The sequence below is a fragment of the Marinifilum sp. D737 genome (genome assembly GCF_026672275.1).
Taxonomy (GTDB): Bacteria; Bacteroidota; Bacteroidia; order Bacteroidales; family Marinifilaceae; genus Marinifilum.
In genome coordinates this window covers 1-21,270 of record NZ_JANQCD010000021.1, presented here as the reverse complement: position 1 = coordinate 21,270, position 21,270 = coordinate 1, and the positions used below count along the sequence as shown (strand labels likewise).

21 protein-coding genes are annotated in these 21,270 nt (G+C 34.2%); 12 read left to right on the top strand and 9 right to left on the bottom strand.

Annotation, left to right across the window (positions count from 1 at the left end):
* Positions 1–5: 5 nt before the first annotated feature.
* The 5 genes from NQ163_RS13070 to NQ163_RS13050 form a co-directional block, all read right to left on the bottom strand.
* The gene (locus tag NQ163_RS13070) at positions 6–764 is read right to left on the bottom strand and encodes an acyl-[acyl-carrier-protein] thioesterase (protein WP_268190756.1); all 759 of its coding nucleotides are present in this window, start codon (positions 762–764) and stop codon (positions 6–8) included.
* Positions 764–1,948 (bottom strand): lipoprotein N-acyltransferase Lnb domain-containing protein, encoded by a 1,185-nt coding sequence (locus NQ163_RS13065; RefSeq protein WP_268190755.1) that lies wholly within the window; start codon positions 1,946–1,948, stop codon positions 764–766. The genes NQ163_RS13070 and NQ163_RS13065 overlap by 1 nt, the downstream gene beginning before the upstream one ends.
* 309 nt (positions 1,949–2,257) lie before the next feature.
* The gene (locus tag NQ163_RS13060; protein WP_268190754.1) at positions 2,258–2,899 is read right to left on the bottom strand and encodes a LolA family protein; all 642 of its coding nucleotides are present in this window, start codon (positions 2,897–2,899) and stop codon (positions 2,258–2,260) included.
* 52 nt (positions 2,900–2,951) lie between these two features.
* A complete protein-coding gene (locus tag NQ163_RS13055) occupies positions 2,952–5,348 on the bottom strand; it encodes an FtsK/SpoIIIE family DNA translocase (RefSeq protein WP_268190753.1) in 2,397 nt (798 codons plus the stop codon).
* A 127-nt stretch (positions 5,349–5,475) separates the two neighbouring features.
* Positions 5,476–5,994, bottom strand: a complete 519-nt coding sequence (locus NQ163_RS13050; protein WP_268190752.1) for a hypothetical protein — start codon at positions 5,992–5,994, stop codon at positions 5,476–5,478.
* 598 nt (positions 5,995–6,592) lie between these two features.
* On the opposite strand from NQ163_RS13050, the gene arcC reads away from it, so the two are divergent.
* Both arcC and NQ163_RS13040 read left to right on the top strand, forming a co-directional pair.
* Positions 6,593–7,549 (top strand): carbamate kinase, encoded by a 957-nt coding sequence (arcC, locus tag NQ163_RS13045; protein ID WP_268190751.1) that lies wholly within the window; start codon positions 6,593–6,595, stop codon positions 7,547–7,549.
* Positions 7,550–7,641: 92 nt separating this feature from the next.
* Positions 7,642–8,643 carry an ornithine carbamoyltransferase gene (locus tag NQ163_RS13040; protein WP_268190749.1) on the top strand — a complete coding sequence of 334 codons (1,002 nt, stop codon included), beginning with the start codon at positions 7,642–7,644 and terminating at the stop codon, positions 8,641–8,643.
* Between the two features lie 119 nt (positions 8,644–8,762).
* Here NQ163_RS13040 and NQ163_RS13035 read toward each other — a convergent pair whose 3' ends face one another.
* From NQ163_RS13035 to NQ163_RS13025, 3 genes are all read right to left on the bottom strand, one after another.
* Positions 8,763–8,972 carry a FeoB-associated Cys-rich membrane protein gene (locus tag NQ163_RS13035; RefSeq protein ID WP_268190748.1) on the bottom strand — a complete coding sequence of 70 codons (210 nt, stop codon included), beginning with the start codon at positions 8,970–8,972 and terminating at the stop codon, positions 8,763–8,765.
* Between the two features lie 3 nt (positions 8,973–8,975).
* Complete coding sequence (gene feoB, locus NQ163_RS13030; protein ID WP_268190747.1) at positions 8,976–11,480, bottom strand: ferrous iron transport protein B; 2,505 nt, start codon at positions 11,478–11,480, stop codon at positions 8,976–8,978.
* Positions 11,481–11,798: 318 nt separating this feature from the next.
* Positions 11,799–12,194, bottom strand: coding sequence for a DUF3276 family protein (locus NQ163_RS13025; RefSeq protein ID WP_268190746.1), 396 nt, complete (start codon positions 12,192–12,194; stop codon positions 11,799–11,801).
* A gap of 286 nt (positions 12,195–12,480) precedes the next feature.
* Between NQ163_RS13025 and NQ163_RS13020 the strand changes: the two genes are divergently transcribed.
* The 8 genes from NQ163_RS13020 to NQ163_RS12985 all read left to right on the top strand — a co-directional run bounded on the left by NQ163_RS13020 (position 12,481) and on the right by NQ163_RS12985 (position 18,209).
* Positions 12,481–13,431, top strand: a complete 951-nt coding sequence (locus tag NQ163_RS13020) for a transcription antitermination protein NusB (protein ID WP_268190745.1) — start codon at positions 12,481–12,483, stop codon at positions 13,429–13,431.
* A 124-nt stretch (positions 13,432–13,555) separates the two neighbouring features.
* Positions 13,556–14,011: a DUF1573 domain-containing protein gene (locus NQ163_RS13015; RefSeq protein WP_268190744.1), complete on the top strand. Its 456-nt coding sequence runs from the start codon at positions 13,556–13,558 to the stop codon at positions 14,009–14,011.
* Positions 14,012–14,072: 61 nt separating this feature from the next.
* Positions 14,073–14,390 carry a preprotein translocase subunit YajC gene (gene yajC, locus NQ163_RS13010; protein WP_120240167.1) on the top strand — a complete coding sequence of 106 codons (318 nt, stop codon included), beginning with the start codon at positions 14,073–14,075 and terminating at the stop codon, positions 14,388–14,390.
* Positions 14,391–14,440: 50 nt separating this feature from the next.
* Positions 14,441–15,454, top strand: coding sequence for a YbbR-like domain-containing protein (locus NQ163_RS13005; protein WP_268190743.1), 1,014 nt, complete (start codon positions 14,441–14,443; stop codon positions 15,452–15,454).
* Positions 15,455–15,463: 9 nt separating this feature from the next.
* Positions 15,464–16,054: a dephospho-CoA kinase gene (gene coaE / locus NQ163_RS13000; RefSeq protein WP_268190742.1), complete on the top strand. Its 591-nt coding sequence runs from the start codon at positions 15,464–15,466 to the stop codon at positions 16,052–16,054.
* A 104-nt stretch (positions 16,055–16,158) separates the two neighbouring features.
* The gene (locus NQ163_RS12995) at positions 16,159–16,878 is read left to right on the top strand and encodes a TerB family tellurite resistance protein (RefSeq protein ID WP_268190741.1); all 720 of its coding nucleotides are present in this window, start codon (positions 16,159–16,161) and stop codon (positions 16,876–16,878) included.
* A 91-nt stretch (positions 16,879–16,969) separates the two neighbouring features.
* Positions 16,970–17,386, top strand: coding sequence for a DUF5606 family protein (locus NQ163_RS12990; RefSeq protein ID WP_110360946.1), 417 nt, complete (start codon positions 16,970–16,972; stop codon positions 17,384–17,386).
* A gap of 298 nt (positions 17,387–17,684) precedes the next feature.
* Complete coding sequence (locus tag NQ163_RS12985; RefSeq protein ID WP_268190740.1) at positions 17,685–18,209, top strand: GNAT family N-acetyltransferase; 525 nt, start codon at positions 17,685–17,687, stop codon at positions 18,207–18,209.
* A 78-nt stretch (positions 18,210–18,287) separates the two neighbouring features.
* On the opposite strand, the gene NQ163_RS12980 is transcribed toward NQ163_RS12985, so the two are convergent.
* Entirely contained in the window at positions 18,288–19,514 is a 1,227-nt protein-coding gene (locus tag NQ163_RS12980; RefSeq protein ID WP_268190739.1) for a carboxypeptidase-like regulatory domain-containing protein, read from the bottom strand.
* 333 nt (positions 19,515–19,847) lie between these two features.
* Between NQ163_RS12980 and NQ163_RS12975 the strand changes: the two genes are divergently transcribed.
* Both NQ163_RS12975 and NQ163_RS12970 read left to right on the top strand, forming a co-directional pair.
* Positions 19,848–20,537 (top strand): hypothetical protein, encoded by a 690-nt coding sequence (locus NQ163_RS12975; protein WP_268190738.1) that lies wholly within the window; start codon positions 19,848–19,850, stop codon positions 20,535–20,537.
* A 156-nt stretch (positions 20,538–20,693) separates the two neighbouring features.
* A complete protein-coding gene (locus NQ163_RS12970; protein ID WP_110360645.1) occupies positions 20,694–21,086 on the top strand; it encodes a phospholipase in 393 nt (130 codons plus the stop codon).
* Positions 21,087–21,270: the final 184 nt, after the last annotated feature.

Sequence of the window (21,270 nt, the reverse complement as noted above, 5' to 3'; positions counted from 1 at the left end):
TTAAGTTATTTCCATTTAATAATTGACCTGCAATTTTCTACATTGCTTTTGTTGTTTCTAATTACAAAATGAGATTCGCGGTCATTACTGTTATTGCAATTATTATAAATGTTTAATTGATCGCTGAACTTGGCCTCGTGCAGAAAATTAACTTCTAATTCATCAATCAGCCCCGAACGTAATTTTTCGATAGGACACGAATCTATAATCCATTTGATGTATTTCACATTATTAACATGCTGGTTAATGTCAATATCGCTGAAATGTACATCAATACTTAAGGTTGGATTTTCAGGAACATCAGTATTTAATTTTTGCAATGGCGTTTCAAATACTTTTTCAGCATTGCCATACTTGTCACCATCTATAATGGAGTGGGGACGAGTTGGTCTTTTACTCTTGATATTAATGATTAACCATGACGAACTTGCCAGAATGATTGTATTGCCATGCTTATCTAGAATTCTAAAATCTCGATTCCCAAACAATCCTTCAATTCCGGTAGGCCAGGTTTCAATAGTAATCTCATCCATCCATTTTGGATAATCGATTACTTTAACTTTTAATCGTGTTAAAACCCACGATAAATTTTGTTGCATTAATTTATCGATTCCCCAATTTAAGGCATCGGCATGCATACCCGCAATTTCTTGCAGGTAATTGCATATGGATGTAAGTTTAACTCTTCCGTTAAAATCAGTGTCGAAAGAGCCAATTCTGAATGTTTTTGTAAATTTTGTTTGATTAATTTCTAAAGTATCCATTAAATCAACTTAAGTTTTAATTTTTTAACGATATAGATTGATCGTATAAATAATAAGGCCACAATCGGTAAAATTTCATTTGGCAATGATTGTGGAATGATAGACCATGCGGCCAAAACAATTAATAATAGTACCGAGCTTGCAAAGAAGAAAAAGTATGATGCTTTATTTTTCATGCTCAGCAAGATGTTTGCCAATGGAAAATAAAATGGTAAGGCCCAAAGAATATTCCAGTTTGGTCCGGTTGCCTGATGATCGGTAAAAAACCAAAGGAAAATTATTACCCATCCAACTAAACCAGTTGCTCCGAATAAAACATGATCGATAATAAAATAATCGCGTTTGTTTTTTAGTGTGCGAATGCTTACGAATAAAACGATTAGTGAAAGTATCCCGAATATAAAACCAGGACGCTTGTACCATTCTGTCATCTTGTAATCCAAAGCTGGTTTTAATACTTCCTTGGTGTGGCTAACTAAGGGAACTCTTTCTCCATTATTTAACACGGTAGCATCGGCAAAGGCAAACATCATATTGTCAGGTAAAAACATATACTGGTATGGTGTGGCTTCAACATCACATGGCGAACCTAGAATTAAATGAATGCCAAGGTAAACCCATCGACTTCGTTCCATAAAATGATCCAGTAAATTCCAGAAGTTTTTAGGCTCCTCAGTATTTTCTTTATAGATGATTTTTCCACCTACATTGTCCTCAATAATATCTCGTATTCGAGTTGAACAATTATCAAATAAGAAATCGTAATGATAATACCTGTTTTCAGGTCTGTAATTTTCTACTATTGCGGCAAATAGTTTTCTTTTTGTTTCCAGGTCTAAATTTAACTTCTGTTCAGTAACTCCTTGCCCGGATCTCATATACTCAGGTAAAAAATCACGATAAGATTCAAATGCCAATCGGTACTTTAATTTACCTCTGGCAAACTTCGTGTAAAAGTTTGGCGTGTTAAAATTGAATGTTCCATAATTAAAAACCAGGTCAATTTTGTTTAATGGATCATGAAATCGCAATGCCGAGTGTCCCCAATGTCGGTAAATATCTTCGCCTGGCGAACAGGTTAGAAGACTTACTTCTGATTGTTCTGAAAGTTGCTTTGCATATGAGTTAGAGAATGATAGAATGCCAATTAAGATTAGGCTTGCCAAGAATTTGAATCTTTTCATAAGTATGAATATTTATCTGATCGAAGATATACAAAATACCAATATTTTGTATGGTGTTGATCTTATAAAACGTTCATATTTCAGATATATTAAAGGAAATGACAGCTTTAATGAATAAAGGCAGAGCTCTCTTTTAAACAGTTTACTTTGGAAGATGGAAAAACGACTTTGTGTCAAAAATTTCACTCTATTTTCTTTTTGCAAATAGTCAACTTTAAAATAAAATGGGTGTGGAATCCCGATATTTCTTAGGTGCAAAAAAAATCCCCTGCGAAAACAGAGGATTGTAATATAGATTTTAGAACTATCTTATCTCATATCGTTAACATCCACATCGGGATTGGCAGCAGTATCAAATACAAAATCCTTATCGGTTAAGCTAACATTAGGCGTTAACTTTTTAAGAACAATGCTAACATCGTTTCCATCTTTACCAACTGATTTAAGAGCACTGATTTGGTTTGTAGCCTGATCGATTTTTAGTCGTATGTGAGTGAAACCACGTTCTTCATCAGTTGGAAATAAATCAATTACATGAAGCTTTTTCCCGTTTTCACTTACTTCGTTTACATACTTATAAGTAAAACCATTTTCGTAAATCGAAAATATTTTAGCAGGGTTTAATGCTTCATCTTCGTCTTCATCTGGTTCTTTAATGCTTACTTCTTCGGCATCAATAATGTGAGAATATTGAGTTGTACCATCAAAATAGGTATCAACACCCATTAACTTTAGTTTGTATTTGTTTTCTTTTAAAAGAATACTTCCATCAGATATTTCGTGAATGTCCTCTTCCGCGTTGTCCATAGAAAAGGTAAATTCAGCTTTAATGCTCTTGTATTGTTTGTTAATTTCTGATACTTTATCTAGAATAGCTTTTGCTTTAGCATCTTGTGCCGATACATTTAGACTAATAAGTCCAAGTAAAAGGAAACAAAAAAAGTTTTTCATTTGTTATGATTTTATAATTTGTTCGATTTTTAGTTCAATTATTGTGCCAGACCTAATTCGCAATGTTGTTTAATAGTTGTTCCAGCGAATATTCGTCTTGAATAAGTACCTGACGGGCCTTACTTCCTTCAAAAGGTCCTACAATTCCCGCAGCTTCCAACTGATCTACAATTCTACCAGCACGGTTATAACCAATAGAAAAACGGCGTTGAATTCCCGATGTTGATCCTTGTTGAGAAGTAACTACCAGGCGAGCAGCTTCTTCGAATAAAGCATCACGTTTTTGCAAATCAATTTCTCCAGCACCACTTTCCGATGATTCTCCAACATATTCAGGTAACATCAGTGCAGAAGGGTAGGATTGTTGCTCCATAATATAATCTGTAATTGCCTCAACCTCTGGGGTATCAACAAATGCACATTGTACACGAACCAAATCGCTACTGGTTGATATCAGCATATCACCTCGTCCAATTAACTGATTGGCTCCAGGGCTGTCCAAAATGGTTCTCGAGTCAATCATAGATGCTACTTTAAATGCAATTCGGGCAGGGAAGTTTGCCTTAATTACACCGGTAATGATATTTGTTGAAGGTCGTTGTGTTGCAATAATCATGTGAATCCCAATTGCACGAGCCAGTTGGGCAATTCTGGCAATTGGAGCTTCAACCTCCTTACCTGCAGTCATAATCAAATCGGCAAACTCATCAATTATTACCACAATGTATGGCAAATATCTGTGTCCATTTTCCGGATTTAATTTACGTTTTACAAACTTGGTATTGTATTCTTTTATATTTCTTGCATGCGCTTTTTTTAACAAATCGTAACGAGAATCCATTTCGATACACAAGGAATTCAACGTAGCAATTACCTTATGGATATCGGTAATAATAGGCTCTTCTTCGTCGGGAAGTTTTGCTAGAAAGTGTTTTTCGATGGTAGAATAAATACTTAACTCTACCTTTTTAGGGTCAATCAAAACGAACTTTAGTTGCGATGGATGCTTTTTATACAAAAGAGATGTAATAATGGCGTTCAAGCCAACCGATTTACCTTGACCAGTAGCTCCAGCCACCAAAAGGTGAGGCATTTTGGTTAAGTCAAGTGTGTATGTTTCATTGGAAATGGTTCTACCCAATGCAACAGGTAATGCAAATTTTGATTCCTGAAACTTCTTGGATGCGATAATGTTTTTCATCGAAACAATTTCAGGAGTACGGTTCGGAACTTCAATCCCAATTGTACCTTTTCCTGGAATAGGAGCAATAATACGAATTCCTAATGCTGACAAACTTAGTGCAATGTCATCTTCAAGGTTTTTAATCTTGGAAATTCGAACACCTGGTGCGGGAACAATTTCGTAAAGAGTAACCGTAGGTCCTATGGTTGCTTTAATTTGTACAATTTCAATTTTATAATGTCGAAGAGTTTCAACAATCTTATTCTTATTACTTTCCAGCTCTTCCTTGCTCACCACCGAATTGTTGATTTGGTGATCTTCCAACAAGTCGATGGTAGGGAATTTATATCTTGATAAATCCAAGGTTGGATCAAAGTCTTCTAAAGGCTCTTGATTAATCGGAACCGTCTCTTCCTGTTCTCTTACAGTTTCAATTTTCAACTCTACGCCATCTTCACTTTCAGCTTGCTTTGCTATAGGTTCTTCTGCTGCGGAGATAGGATTTTCCGACTCTTCTGTTAATAGAATTTCAGATTCGAAGCTTGGAGTTTCTTGTTCTATTTTTTCAATGGCTTCTGATTGTTCTGTAACGTCTTCATCAAGTTCTTCTTCAAAAATATCATCTTCTAAAGTAGCATCTACGGCTTTTTCTTTTTTCTTTACCAAGCCTTTAAAGAATCCTACAGTGTTTTGAAAACCGAATGTTAAAAGGCAAAGAAGACTTAATATTAGTAGGAATAAAGTTCCTACGTTACCAATAATGGAAATTAGCCATTCGCTAATAAAGAATCCATGAATACCACCCAAAAATAGAAACGAGTCGCTGGTTGAATCCACAAAAACAAAAGCCATTCCTATTGAAAACCAAATGCTAAACAGTAAAGTGTAAAGAATACTTCTTTTGATGGATTGAATCTTTAATCCCCAAGAACGTAAAGATAGCACCACCATTACATACAGAAAAGAAAATGATGCAATTCCAAAACCTTTGTTGATGAATAAATTTGAAAGATAAGCCCCGGTTTTACCCGTCCAGTTTTCTACTCTTATTTCCGAATCTGTAATTAATTCGAGCCATTTAATATCCAGTTTGCTTTGATCTGCACCTCCTGTAAAAAAGAAAGATACAAATGCCAGACATGTGTATATGGTAAAAAGCGAAAGAGTAACTCCCAAAATAAAACGAGCTCTTTCGTCATTTAAAAAATTGGGTTTTGTGAATATCTTTCTTCTGGATTTAGGTTTTGATTTCTTTTTTGTAGCCATTCGATTATTTTTCAGTGTGTTGCTGATGTCACGCTGTTGCGAAATTTATGTAAAAGTAATAAAAATGGCTTGGAAATCCACAGTTTTACCAGTGTACAGAAGATTAATTTTTGCCTAAAATCTTTAACTAGTTGAAACCTAAAATATATTTCTTCAAAGTTGCCTTATCAGAAAGAACATAGTCTGCAGGAACTGTAAATTCATCTGGAGCTATTTTTTCTAAGCTTACACTTTTTGCAGTAAATTTTGTTCTTATTTTATTCATTGTAGTTTCAAACTCCATAAGAACTCCTTCAATTTCATTTAATGGTGTGTTTCTGTTTGGATTTGCAAGACCAATTTCTTCTGTATACGCAACCTTAATAAAATTTATTGTCTCATCTTCAAAAAAAAGCTGGGCAACTTTACATTTGTACCCCGCTATTATTTTACTTTCATCTAAGTATTTTATTTTTCTGGGAGATAGTTGGTTGTAGATAAAAGCAATCTCACCTTTCGGAAATTCATAGTTGAACTTGTTGTTTAGTACTTTTAGGAGAATATGGCTTTTATCACAATCGAAATTCGAAATAAACTTTGTACTGAAAAAACCAAGGTATCCTTCAGAAGTTAAACTGATGTTATTTTGTTTGAACCTTAATTCCACTTTGTTTGGCAGAAGTGCTACAATAGGATTTTCTTTCTCTGAGGCGTAATAACTAACATCGTAAACAATAAGTCCTTCGTCGGCATTGATCTTATTTTCTGATTTATTCTTGCAAGAACTTAAGATGACTGCAATTAAAAAAAGGAAAATGGGTAGCCTCATAAATTTCGAGTTAGTTGGTAAATTAGTTAGGTATATTATCTTTTAAAATACTCCTTAAATGTATAAAAACATACTAGAATAAATGTTAAAACTAATCTTCTTTCTCAAAGAATCTAAAGTTTCTACGATTAATTTGGTTTTTGGTTTTTAAATATGCTGATAATATGAATATAATTGATTTGAATACAAAATTAAAAAATATAAACATAACAGCATTGTTTAATTTAGTCTGTGCAAACGAGTGATATGAAGTTTTCAGTTTGCTTTGAATTTCATTATTTTACAAGAATAACTACTGAACAGTAAAAAATAAAACTCTGTAATGTGTTGAAAAACAGTGTGTGAAAAAGTTTTCAAAAAAATGCAAAATTTCTTGTTTTGTAATTTATTTTTTTAGTTTTGCAAAACTAACAAGAAAAACATAAAGCGAAAAGTAATGAATAAATTAGCAGTTGTAGCCTTAGGAGGTAATGCGTTGCTTCGAGGCAACCAGAAAGGTACTGTTGAAGAGCAAAATGCAAATACAACAGACACTCTTGAAAATTTGATTTTCCTTATTAAGGAAGGATATGATATTGTATTAGCTCATGGTAATGGTCCACAGGTTGGAAACATTTTGATGAGAAATGATGCAGGTGAGCAAATGTATAATATTCCTCAAATGCCATTGGATATTGATGTTGCCGATTCTCAGGGTGGTATTGGTTACATGATTGAACGTAACTTGAGAAATATTCTAAAGAAACATGGCATCAAAAAAGATGTTATTACTTTAGTTACTCAAGTGGTAGTAGATAAGGATGATCCTGCATTTGAAAATCCAACAAAACGTGTAGGTAAAATTTATACTAAAGAAGAAGCTGATGCATTGGCTGCTGATAAAGGATGGATTTTTAAAGAAGAGGTAAAAGCAGATGGTGGTTGGAGAAGAGTAGTTCCTTCGCCAAGACCAATGCGAGTAATGAACGAAGAAATCGTTTCAAAATTGGCTCGTGAAGGAAATATTGTTATCACTGTTGGTGGTGGTGGTGTTCCTGTATACGAGGATGCTGAAGGTCAGATTTGTCCAGTGGAAGGTGTTATCGACAAAGATTTAGCTTCTGCCTTAATTGGTGCAAGAATTAAAGCTGATGAATTCTATATCTTAACTGATGTGCCATACATTTACAAGAACTTTAAGCAGCCAAACGAAGAGATTTTGGAATTCCTGGACTATAAAGATACTATGGAATTGATGAAAGATGGTCAATTTGCTGAGGGTAGTATGGCTCCAAAAATTAGAGCATGTCTGGAGTTTGTTCAGAATGGTGGTAAGAAATCGGTAATTACCGAAGCTACTAAACTTGAGGACAGAAAGTATGGTAGTAAAATTACTATGGAATACGAAAACTAAAATTAAATAAGAATCTTGTGTCTTCGTTTTGTTATGTTGGCACAAGACTCTATTTTTGACAAATATTTGTTTATCCTATTAAAATTATAACAATGGCTTTCAATCTTAGAAACAGAAGTTTTTTGAAGCTTTTGGATTTTTCTCCAAAAGAAATTCAGTACATGTTAGATCTTGCAAGAGATTTAAAAAGAGCTAAATATGCTGGTAACGAAGTTCAAACTCTTAAGGGTAAGAACATCGCTTTAATTTTCGAGAAGTCTTCTACTCGTACGCGTTGTGCTTTTGAAACAGCTGCTTACGATCAGGGAGCTCACGTAACTTATTTGGGACCTTCAGGATCTCAGATTGGTGTTAAGGAATCTATGGCTGATACTGCACGCGTACTAGGTCGTATGTATGATGGTATTGAGTACCGTGGTTTTGGTCAGACTGTGGTTGAAGAGTTGGCTAAGCACGCTGGTGTACCAGTATGGAATGGTTTAACTGACGAATTCCACCCAACTCAAATTTTGGCTGACTTCCTTACTATGATGGAGCACTGCGATAAGCCATTACACCAAGTTTCTTTTGCTTACTTAGGTGATGCTAGAAACAACATGGCTAACTCATTAATGGTAGGTGCTGCTAAAATGGGTATGGATGTAAGAATCGTTGGTCCTAAGAATCTTCAACCAGAAGAAGAATTGGTAGCTCAGTGTCTTGAAATTGCTAAAGAAACAGGTGCTAAGGTAACTGTTACTGATAACACTGAAGAAGGTGTTAAAGGTTGTGATTTCCTTTATACTGATGTTTGGGTATCAATGGGTGAGCCAGATGAGGTATGGAAAGAAAGAATCGATATGTTGAAACCTTTCCAGGTGAACAAAGAGACTATGGCTATGACAGGTAACGATAAGTGTAAATTTATGCACTGCCTTCCTGCTTATCACAACAGAGAAACTAAGGTGGGTGAAGAAGTTTTCCAGAAGTTTGGTTTAGATGGAATCGAAGTAACTGAAGAAGTATTCGAATCTCCGGCATCTATCGTATTTGATGAAGCTGAAAACCGTCTTCATACTATTAAAGCTGTAATGGTTGCTACTTTAGGAGCATAATTAAGCTTAAGGCATAAGATAAATGAAAAGGGATAACAATTGTTATCCCTTTTTTTTTGTTGTAGTTATGATTGTATTGTACATCTTAAAATGCTTGCATACAGAAGCTTGAGAGTTAGTTAGTTTTTAAGATATGTAAATTTATTGTTCTTGTCAATTGAAATTGTATGAATCCCCTTGCTTTTAAGTTCATTCTTAAAATCACATCCACTGCATCCGCCACCACAAGCAGATTCTTTTTGATTTTTTATCAATTTAAACAGGTGGTAGAATGTATATCCAACTGCATAAATGATAATTAGGTATGTAAGTGCAAGTTGTATGCTCATGATTTAAATTATTAAGTTTCCTACCTGGTATACAATGAATGAAACCAGCCATGCAAGTCCGGTTGTATAAAATACAACAAATGCAGCCCACTTCCAATTTGCTTCTTTAACTAATGCTGCAACTACAGCTACACAAGGAAAATAAATCAAAGTAAAAATCAAGAATGATAAGGCAGTTAAGGCGCTAAATACCTTTTCACCTGTTCTGTGACTCCCTGTGAATTCCTGTTCTCTTAATTTGCTTCTCAAGCTTTCGCTCGATTCATCGCTACCTTCTCCTTCCTGATATAAGACACCCATTGTGCTAACAACTACTTCTTTTGCTGCAATACCTGTAAGCATACTTACCGACATTTTCCAGTCGAAACCCAAAGGGTGCATTGCAGGAGCAACAAAATGTCCAATTCTGCCGATGTATGAATTTTCCTGCTTTTCTTCAAGCATATCATTGCGTAGAATAGCTATTTCAGCATCGCTTTGTTCTTGAATTAAACCTTTATCAGCTTCATTTGCATTTATTAGTTTTTCTTTAGTGCTGGCTTCGTTTTGTGCTATTAAGCTATTATAATCCTTAGAGTAATCTACGTCTAATGGGAAATACCCCAAAGCCCATATTATTACAGAGGCAACCAAAATAACACCACCCATTTTCTTTAAATACTGTACTCCTTTGCTCCACATGTGCCTTGTGGTTGCTTTTAGAGTTGGTATTCGATATGGAGGCAATTCCATTACAAATGGCGCATCTTTTGATTTAAAAAAGCTGGCTTTAAAAATCTTGGCAAACAAAACTGCTAATACAATGCCAAGCATGTATATGCCAAAAAGCATTACACTGGCGTTGTCAGGGAAAAAAGTTCCAATGATTAGAATGTACACAGGCAGTCGAGCACTACACGACATGAATGGAATAATCATCATGGTAAGTATCCTGTCGCTTCTGTTTTCCAGTGTTCTGGTAGCCATCATTGCAGGTACATTACATCCAAATCCCATAACCAAAGGAATAAATGACTTTCCATGTAGGCCTATTTTGTGCATCAATTTATCCATGATGAAAGCAGCACGTGCCATATAACCCGTATCCTCCATAAATGAAATAAAGAAGAATAGGATAAGAATGTTAGGGAGAAATACAATTACTCCACCAACACCTCCAATAATTCCATCAATAAGTAGATCTTTTAATGGACCTTCTGCCATTAAATTATCAATTAGATTGCTTAAACCCTCTACGCCAATTTCTATCCAACTCATTGGGTATTCTCCCAAATTGAATGTAGCATAGAATGTTAAAAACATAAAGCTTAAGAAGATTGGAAAACCAAATAATTTATGAGTGATAAATGTGTCAATCAATGTGGTATTTCTCCTTCTCTTAATAGGACTTTCCTTGTAGGTTTCTTTTAAAGCACCATCGATAAAACCATATTTGGCATCTGTTATAACCGTTTCGCAGACTTCACTAAACTCTTTTTCAATCTTTGCAATTTGTTCTTTTGCTACCGATTTTATCTCAAAATGAAGATCGCTTTCGTGAATAATATGACGAGCACTCTCATCATCTTCCAAAAGCTTTATCGATAGATATCTGGGCGACATGCTAGATGATAGTTTTCGATCTTTCTTGATTACGCTTTGTATTTTGGAAATTGCACTTTCTACAATTTTACCGTAATTGATATGAATGTGTCGAACGATTGGATCTTTGTCCTCATAAACTTCAATCGCCTTGTCGAATAATTCTTTTACACCTTTACCTTTTGAGCTAACAGTTGGAACAATAGGAATTCCCAACATTTTTGAAAGTTCTTTATAGTTGAAAGTTGCCCCTTTTTTTTCCAGTTCATCATACATGTTTAAAGCTAATATCACCTTAATATCCATGTCGATAAGTTGAGTTGTCAGGTAAAGATTTCTCTCTAAGTTTGAAGCATCCACAACGTTGATAACAACATCAGGACTTTCATTCATGATGTACTTTCTAACGAATAATTCTTCAGGAGTGTAAGCAGTTAGAGAATAAGTTCCTGGTAGATCTGTTACATCAAACTGATATCCATTTTGCTTTACTTGAGCTTGTTTGGAGTCAACGGTGACACCACTATAGTTTCCTACGTGCTCTTTAGAACCAGATGCATAGTTGAATAATGTTGTTTTTCCGGCGTTAGGGTTTCCAACAAGAGCTACATTTATTTTTTTTCCTTTTTCCTTTGCTGAAGTTTTCAGGATTTCATCACTAATGGTTCCTTCAAAATCGGATAATTTAATGCGATTCGCTTCTGTTTGGGTGATTACTTCTATTAGTGCAGCTTCGCTTCTTCGCAAAGAAACTTCATACCCCATAATTTCATACTCTACAGGATCTTTTAAAGGAGCATTTTTGATAACAGTAACTTTTTTCCCCTTAACAAAGCCCATTTCGGTAATTCTCTTTCGAAATGCACCATGTCCTAAAACTTTGGTAATTATTCCTTCTTGATTATCTGTTAACTCAGATAGCTTCATTCGTTTTTAAATTTCCTTGTTGTGTATTGTTGCCTGATTCTTCAGGTAATTTAGCATTCATTAGGTGATGGTGTTTTTACACTGAGCATCACTGTTCTTCCTAAAGTTGGTCAAACGTATAGGAAAAATTCAATAATTACAATCCCTATTAATAGGGATTTTTGCTTACTCTTTTAAAAGTGTTTGGCGATATATTTGGACTTAATAAAAATATGCCCAATGCAAATGTAACAGTTTTGCGTTATTTTTTGATACTAGTGTGCAAGAAACAAAAAAAGCTGCTCGTTAAAAGCAGCTTTAAGTTTTATAAAATGATATTTATTCCGATAAATCTTCAAATTCAACGTTTGAATAGGCCTCCGCTTCTAATCCTTCAATTAGTTCTGAGTTTGTATTTTGTTCTTCGGTTACGAACAGTTCTTCTACTTCATTGGTTTCCTTATTCGATGATCTGATAAAATCCAAAGCTTCCAATAAGCCTTCGGAAAATTTGTCAAAATCTTCTTTGTATAAAAATACTTTGTGTTTCTCGAAGGTATAGTTTCCTTCCTTGTCGTAGCGCTTTTTACTTTCTGTAATCGTAAGATAATAGTCGTCTTTCCTTGTTGCTTTTACATCAAAGAAGTATGTCCTTTTTCCAGCCCTAACCGCATTCGAAAAAATTTCATCGCGATTCTTTTTTCTATACCCATCTTTATTGTCGTAACCTTCCATTTCAAATAAATTTTAATTTATTCTGTTTATTGTCTTCAAAAATAAAAAAATCTACGTACTAATTGCTATGTGTTAGTAATTTATTATCGTAAAAAAGTAATTTAAATTCAGTATGCAAACCTTTTCAATTGGCTTTGATTGACTTACAGGATTTTGTTATATGTAAAGTGTAGGGTAGTCTGATCTTTAATTCTTTTTAGTGTTTTTTTTAAAAATACTTGTTGAGTTATAAAAAAAGTCTAATTTTGCAGCCACAATAACAATTTTGTAAAAGTTCTTTAAGGATATGATTAGTAGAAGATTACTTCGAGTGAAAGTATTGCAATTGCTGTATGCGTACTATAAAAACCAGGATCGCACAATTGCAAAAGCTGAAAAAGAATTGTTTTTCAGCATTGGAAAAGCTTACGATTTGTACCATTATTTGCTTCTGCTGATTGTAGAGCTAGCTTTTGTTTCAGAAAAAAAGATTGAAACTGCGAAAGCTAAGATTATCCCTACCCAAGAGGATCTTAATCCTAACACCAGATTCATAGACAATAAAGTAATTAGGCAATTGGCAGAAAATATTCAGTTGAATAGCTATGCTGAATCGAATACGATTAATTGGATGGATCAGGAAGATTACATTCGAATGTTATTTGATAAGTTGGTGAAATCAGATTTGTATATTAATTATATGAATGCTGAGAAGAATTCTTATCAAGATGATAAAAAGTTTGTAGAGAAATTCTTCTTGACTTTAGTTGCAGCAGATGAAGACTTTTATTCTTTAATGGAAGAAAAAAGTATTTATTGGAATGATGAAATTGAGTTTATCATTAGCATGGTGATTAAAACCATTAAAGGATTTAACGAGAATGATGATCAGCATACTTCCATTATGTCTTTGTTTAAGGATGATGAAGATGAAGATTATGTGAAAACATTGTTCCGAAAAGCTGTTGTGAATCATACCGAGCACGTTGAGATGATTCAGAAAAATACCAAGAACTGGGATTTGGAGCGAATTGCTTTTATGGATATTCTTATAATGGAATTAGCTCTTACCGAATTGAAGGAATTTCCGAATGTTCCCGTAAAGGTAAGCTTTAATGAGTATCTTGAAATTGCAAAATTTTATAGTACTTCAAACTCAAGCAACTTTATTAATGGTATACTTGATAAGTTAGTTAAAGAGTTAAAAGAAAATGGAAAAGTTAAGAAAGTAGGTAGAGGACTTGTAGGAGAAGTATAGTCCTAACTTTTAACAGATAATTAAAATGCGCTAATCAATGGATTATGCGCATTTTTGTTTTATATGAACTGATGTGAATGGATTCATTGAAATTTTTGTACTTTCGAAATCCGAAAATTAAAGTATGAGCACATTAAAATTTAGATATAAAAAGTGGGTGATTTTGGCTCAACTGTTGATGTTTTTGTTGATATTAGGCTGCACGGGAAATGCATCTAAAGAAAATAAGACAGTTGGTGTTGATCGATTAGAATCAGTGAAATCAGGCAAGTATCCTAAGTTTGAGTTTAGTAAAGAAATACATAAATTTGGAAAGATTTCGGAAGGAGAAATTGGAGTTTGTGATTTCTACTTTAAAAATGTCGGCGGAGGCAACCTAATTATTAAAAGTGTAGAAAGTGATTGTGGTTGTGCAAACTTTAAATGGACCAAGAAGCCCATTAAGGTGGGAGAAGAATCGAAAATTACCATTGAGTTTAATTCCAAAGGGCGACATGGTAAGCAATACAAAGTAATTACCATTTTTAGTAATACTTTGCAGAAAAAGAAAAAGCTGATTATTACAGCTAGTGTGGAATAGTAATTAAATGATTTGTAATTTTATAATAAATCGGTCGAAAGACCATTAAATTTGGATTGAAATGAATATGCTAAACATCTTATTGATGACTCAGCCTGCAGAAGGTCAGGGAGGTTTAACTTCTTTTATTCCTTTAATTTTAATTGTCGTAGTATTCTATTTCTTCATGATTCGTCCTCAGATGAAAAAGCAGAAGGAATTAAGAAAATTCCGTGATGAATTGAAGAAAGGTGATAAAGTTGTAACAACTGGTGGTATTTACGGAAAAGTACTGGAAATCCAGGAGCGTGCAATTATTATGGAAGTAGAAGGACAAAACCGTTTGAAAATTGATAAAGCTGCGGTTGTAAAAGACATGAGTGACGTTGCTCAAAAATAATTTATCAGGCTGTGCCTACCAAGGCACAGCTTTTCTAAATACTGTGTACCTTGAATAATCTCGATCTTCAGAAACTAAAAGGATATTTTAACAAAGAAAAAATAACATCGAATAAAAAACTATTGGTTTATTTATTCTTTGTTGGTTTATCAACAATTTTTTGGTTTTTGAATGCACTGAGTAAAGAATATACAACGAGTATCAATTACCCTGTATATTACATGAACTTTCCGGAAGATAAGGTGCTTACCAATGATCTTCCCAAGAAATTAAACTTACGTGTAAAAGCTTATGGTTTCGAGTTGCTTCGTTACAAATTGAGTACAGCTTTTTTATCAAATCCATTTGATGTTAATAAGTATACCAATAATAGAATTACTGGTAGTTCACTTAATAATTACAATTTACTAACCTCAAACATTAAAGAGAGGATTGAGAAAGAATTGTCGGGTGGCATTCGTTTGGAAGCCATTAGTCCGGATACCATTCGTTTTCAGTTTTCGCCTATTTTGGAGAAGAAGGTGCCAGTGGTATTGGATTTGAAATTGAATTATGAGCAGCAGTTTATGAAGGGAGGATCCATTCTTCCTGAATTAGACAGTGTTTTGGTAAAAGGACCTAAATCATTGCTTGATTCTGTACATATGGCAAAAACAGAATTATTGGAGTTATCCGGTTTAAAAAAAAGCACAGAGAAGGAAGTTGATTTTGAGAAAATTGAAGGTCTTAGCTTCTCACCTAAAAAGCTAACCGTTAACATTCCAGTTGAGCGATTTACCGAGGCAAATAAAAATGTTTCGATAAAGGTTGATAACCTGCCTGATTCGGTTCTACTGCGTTTATTTCCAGGAGATGTAAAGCTTTCCTATTTCGTAGGAATGAGTAAATATGAAAATATTACAGAAGGTCATTTCGATGTAAGAGTAGATTATTTAGAAGCTGCTCAAGGCGATGGAAACAAATTAAAGGTTGAGTTGAAGCGAAGTCCTGATTTTGTTTCAAATGTTCGTTTTTATCCTCAAACCGTTACTTTCCTAATTGAGAAACGTAAGTCGGTTCAATAACAATTTATCATGCTGAAAATAGGTTTAACAGGAGGAATTGGTACAGGAAAATCTATTGTTGCCGAAGTGTTTAAATTATTGGGAATTCCAGTGTATGTTTCCGATAAGGAAGCAAAACGCTTAATGATAGAAAGTGATGAAATCAGAACCAGCTTAACGGATAGATTTGGCCTTGATGTGTATGCTGAGAATAAAACTCTTAATAGAAAATACCTTTCTGATATTATTTTTAACAATCCTAAGGCTTTACAGGATATAAACTCCATTGTTCACCCTGTTGTTAGAAATGATTTTGAATGCTGGAGCGAGAAACAGCACTCGCCATATGTAATACAGGAATCTGCAATATTATTCGATACAGGTTTGTATAAGAATTTTGATAAGATTATTTGTGTTACAGCAAGTGAAGAGCTTAGAGTTAAGCGTGTGATGGACCGTGATGGAGTTGATGCGTATGCAGTTAAGAAACGTATGAAGAATCAACTTGCCGAAAGCTTGAAAATTGAAAAATCAGATTTCGTGATTTATAACAATTCTGATCTAATTCTGCCTCAAATCATGGAAATTCATAAGGAACTATTGGGTGTTAAACTTTGTTAAGGTTTTGCGATAAATCTGAGAAAAAACCTTAATTATACTATCTTTAATGCTTTCGGGTTTTTTCGGCCAGATAATAATAATACATTAAAAATTGATTGCCACATATGGGTAAATATGGAAAATGGATAGCAGGAGGCTTAGGTTGGGCTTTTCTTGGACCAATTGGAGGTATTTTGGGATATCTTGTTGGTTCTGCTTTTGATACAATTGAAATAGAAGGAGGGAAGGTAGCAGGCCAAACTCGCCAGGGAGATTTCGTTATGAGTTTACTGGTTCTTGTTGCCGCAGTAATGAAAGCTGATGGTAAGGTGCTTCGTTCGGAACTGGATTACGTAAAGGCCAATTTGGTGAAAAGTTTCGGGGCCGCGCGTGCTACTGAAGCTGTTGGAATGCTCAAAGATATTTTAAAGCAAAACATTCCTGTTGAAGAAGTTTGCAGACAGGTTCAGGCTAACCTTGATTATTCTTCGAGATTGCAGTTGATGCACTTCTTGTTTGGAATAGCTCAGGCCGATGGATCAATTTCAAGTTCAGAGCAGGCAATTATCGATAAGATATCATATTATTTGGGAATTCAAGGAAATGATTATTCCTCTATCAAGTCCATGTTTGTGCAGGATACTGACTCGAGTTATAAAATTCTTGGATTAACAAAAGATGCAACTGATGAAGATGTGAAAAAAGCCTACAAAAAAATGGCTGTAAAATATCATCCCGATAAGGTAAGTTATCTTGGAGAAGATGTTCAAGAGGCTGCAAAAGAGAAGTTTCAGAAAGTAAACGAAGCTTTTGAGAAGATTAAGAAAGAGCGAGGCTTTGCATAAAACAAAAGCTTTTAAACTATTTTTTGCCAAATAGTTTTGTATAATACTATGGAATTATAAATTTGTGCTTCCAAAATTAAAATTTGAAAATATGTTGAAAGGAATATTAGCTATATCAGGACATTCGGGTCTTTTTAAAATGGTATCGAATGCAAAAAATGCTTTGATTGTAGAATCGTTGGTTGATAAAAAACGCATGCCAGCTTATGCAACTTCAAAAATTAGTGCATTGGAAGATATCGCAATTTTTACAGATGAAGGAGATGTGCCATTGGCTGACGTTTTCAAAAACATTAAAGAGAAAGAAAACGGAGGAAAGGCAATTAGCCATAAAGCTTCAGGAAATGAATTAAAAGGATACATGGGTGAAGTATTGCCTAACTACGACGAAGATAGAGTGTATGTATCGGATATGAAGAAAATATTTCAGTGGTATAATTTGCTACAAGAGAACAATCTTCTTGAAGATCTTGACAAAGAGGAAGAAGTGGAAAATACTGAAGAGTAATTTTTAGTTCTAAATAATTTGCCAACCGTCTTAGTTTTAAGGCGGTTTTTTTGTGTCTGAAAATTGCGTCGAAGCGATATTTTCAAGAACTTGTTTGTAATACCAATTGTTGTATCAAATTAGCCAATTAGAAATTTTTAGATTTTCTTTTGTAGCGAAATCTAAAAAATTAAAACATAGCAGAGTTACGTTGTATTTTTAGTACAGTTACAGAAGAAAAGATTAGCTTTATAAAGCTCATTTGATGGTATAATTGGTATAAGTAATCGATCGAGGCTCAATTTTAAATACACGCGTTATGAAATCAGTTAAAGTAGAAGTGCAAAATGTGGTACTAAGAAAATGGCAAAAAGGTGACGAAGATAGTTTGGTGAAATATGCTGATAATGACGCTATAGCTAAGTTTTTAAAGGATAGCTTCCCAAAACCATATACTTATTCGGATGCCCTTAATTGGGTGCGTTTTGCGAACAGAACCATTGATTCTTATAACCTGGCAATAACTATTAACGAGGAAGTAATTGGTGCAATTGGGGTAGAAAGACAAAAGGATGTTTATCGAAAATCAGCCGAATTGGGTTATTGGTTGGGTGAGGAGTTTTGGAATAGGGGGATAATGACTAATGTGGTGAAAGAGATGGTTGAATTGGCATTTCAAAACTTTCCAATTGTTCGATTGTATGCATATGTATTTTCTGGGAATAAAGCCTCGACGATAGTTCTGGAAAAGGCAGGTTTTCAATTGGAATCAATCCAAAAATCAGCAATTTATAAAAATGGACAATTTATGGATCAGATGGTTTATGCCATTGTGAGGATGTAATTGAACTCTGGTCAATCGATAAAAAAAACGCACAAAGCAATTTGCCTGTGCGTTTTGTATTTTTATCAATTTAAATCATTATTCTCCATCGAAAATAATATTATAGGAGTCCCAGAACTTTTTGTCAAAAGGCATATTTTCGTAGTATGCTCTTTTTTCAATGATCTCAGGATTTTCGGTGTTAATCTTTGTAATCAGCATTTCCGTATTGATATCAAGTGATTTTGGAATGCCAGTTTCTTTTTCTTTCAATTCATGGTGGCGCTTGTAATTCACATAGCTTAGGTAGTATCTGCCAGAGTGTTGCTTGTATGTCACACTAAAGTCATACTCAATTTTTAGAGCTTGCCATTTTTGTCTGTTCTCATTCACATAAAAACTTCTCCCTTGAGGCGAGTAATTGGTAGCAACAACATGAGTTTCATTTTTAATTACAGCGTAATCTTTGGTTTTAATGTACAATTTGCCTGAGTAACTTTTTGCATAATAATCGCCTGTATTACTTAGCATCGGACGTTTGCTTTTATAGCTAATTACCCAAATTGAATCATTCTCATATTCAGTAATCTGATCCAATTTTAAATCGTAGAAGCTGATGTGATTTCCATTTAAAACATTACCACGACTTCTTACAATATCCATTTCAAGTAGCTCATCTAAAAAGGTTGATCCATCGGCCAAAGAAGCTGGTTCGAAGTTTTTGCGCACCTGCAGGAATTTGTAACCACGTTCTTTGAAAACCTGGTATGCATCTGCGCGCTGATATCCTTTGTCGTCATAAATTCTAACAGCAGCTTCACGAAGTCGGTTCAATTTTTCGTTCTCAAACTTTTCCGATCGATAGTAAACATCGTAGTTGAAAGGAGTTTGAAGGTAGTTTTCAGGAATTCTTTCAAGTGCAGTTTTAATTCTTTTCTGTAAAACTAGCGATTCAGCCATCACTTCCACTTCGCCAATGTTGTAGTTTTTGGGTGTCAGTACAATCTCAAGAGTATCTACCTGAGTGCAATCAGAAACCTTTGCTGTAAAAGTTGAAAAACCAACAGCCGAAGCCTGAATCATTCTTTCGCTATATTTCCCGGGGATTTTAAATTCAAAAATACCGTCTAAATTCGAAGCAGCACCAATATACGATCCAATAACACCAACATTGGCAAATGGTATTGGTTCGTTATTTTGTTTGTTGCTTAGTTTACCAACAATTCTGATGATATCTGAATTGTCTTCTTTATTTTCGTTTTCCTGCGAAAAAACTGTAAGTGAGAATGCACATAGCATTACAAGCAATAATCTAAATTTTTGCATGATATGTAGGATTGTTTCTTTTCTGTTGTTCAAATTCTTTGCCAATTTGCATTTGGCAATCATGATATACAAAGATATGTTAATATAAGAGCAAGAAAAGCGATTCTGACGAGAATCCATTTAAAAAATGTTAATTTTAGTCAGAAATATTTATTTTTTGTTGAATAAAAAATATCTTCGCTTGTATTTCAGTTATAGATATAGATAATCAACTACGAAATTAAAATATAAGTCCTTTGAAACGAACATGAATTTTAGCATACTAAACCATTCAAAAGTGTGACTAAAATTCATCGAGAGTTCCATCTGACCTAAAAACTAAAATTATTACAGATGAAAATTAAATTGCTTGTTCTGTCTTTGGCATCCTTAATGCTAACATCATGTGTTGTTTCAAAGAAAAAATACGAAGAACTAGAATATGCAAAGCGAAGAAGCGATGCAAAAGTAACTGCCTTAGATAAGGAGAACTCAAAAAAGAAAAAGCAAATCACTCAGTTAAACTCAAAGTTAGACAAGACTTTGGCAGAGTATAACGAGATGAAAAACAGTATGGCTGAAAGCAATGCCAAAAAGAATACCGAAATTGATGAGTTGAGTACCGAGTTGATGGGACTCGCATCAGATACCACAGCCTTAAAAACCCGTTTGCAAGAAACGCTTGGTAAATATAATGATCTGATTAATCAGAATAGCAATAACGAAGGTGCAATATCTGACTTGAAGAAACAAATTCAAACTTTAAAATCAGACTCAACCAAATTGGCACAAGATTTAAAAGCTGCAGGAGTTGAGGCAGAATGGGATAAAAAGAAGCTTGAGACAGAAAAGAAAAAATCAAATGAAGCTGTAGCTCGTAAAGAGAATGAAATTTCAGCTTTGATGAAGCAGATTAAAGATAAAGATGGCAAGTTAGGTTGGCTTAGAAAAGAGAAAAAGAGATTGGAAGAAGAACTTGAGTTTATGACCAATCAAAGAAATCTTTTCAAAAAGCAATACGAAAAGGCAACAGGAAAGAAATAGACTGTAAACTTCTCAAAAATATAAACCATGAATCACCTGATATAATCTTGTGATTCATGGTTTTGTTCTATGAAACGAAGAGAATGACATAGCTTGTGTTAAAAAGTATATCTAGATATTTTGATTTAATAGATCTTAATTTTTAGTTTTGCACTCATGGAAGTTTTATTGATATCGCTTGTAGTGATTGCCGCAATTGCTTTCCTTTCTACCTGGATTGGACAAAAGCTAAGAGCGCGTAAAGGGGAGGTTGAAGAAGAGCCCGTGGCGGAGCCAATGGAAGAGTGTTGTGGTGCGCATGAAATTTGCGAAACCGACATTCTGAATAAAATGTCCGAGGAAATCATTTATTATGAAGATGAGGAATTGGATGCATACAAAAACTTCGAAGAGAATGATTACAACGACGATCAGATTGATGAATTTCGCGAAGTACTTTACAGCTTGAAAGAAAAGGAAATTGCTGGCTGGATGAGAAGTTTGGAGCTTCGAAAAATAGAATTGCCATCAGCAATTAAGTCCGAAGTGGTTTTTATGCTGGTAAAATAAAGATGAAAATATTAATGAAGAGCCTGTTTTCGAGCTTTTCAATATAGAAAACAGCCTCATAATAATCAGCTATTTATTCATATCAAAAACAAGGGCCTTGTCGTAATCCTCTTGTGTAATCGAAGCTTCGAAAGACTGAAAGATGGAATGACAAGAATGTTTTTTTGTAAGATTACATTCAAGA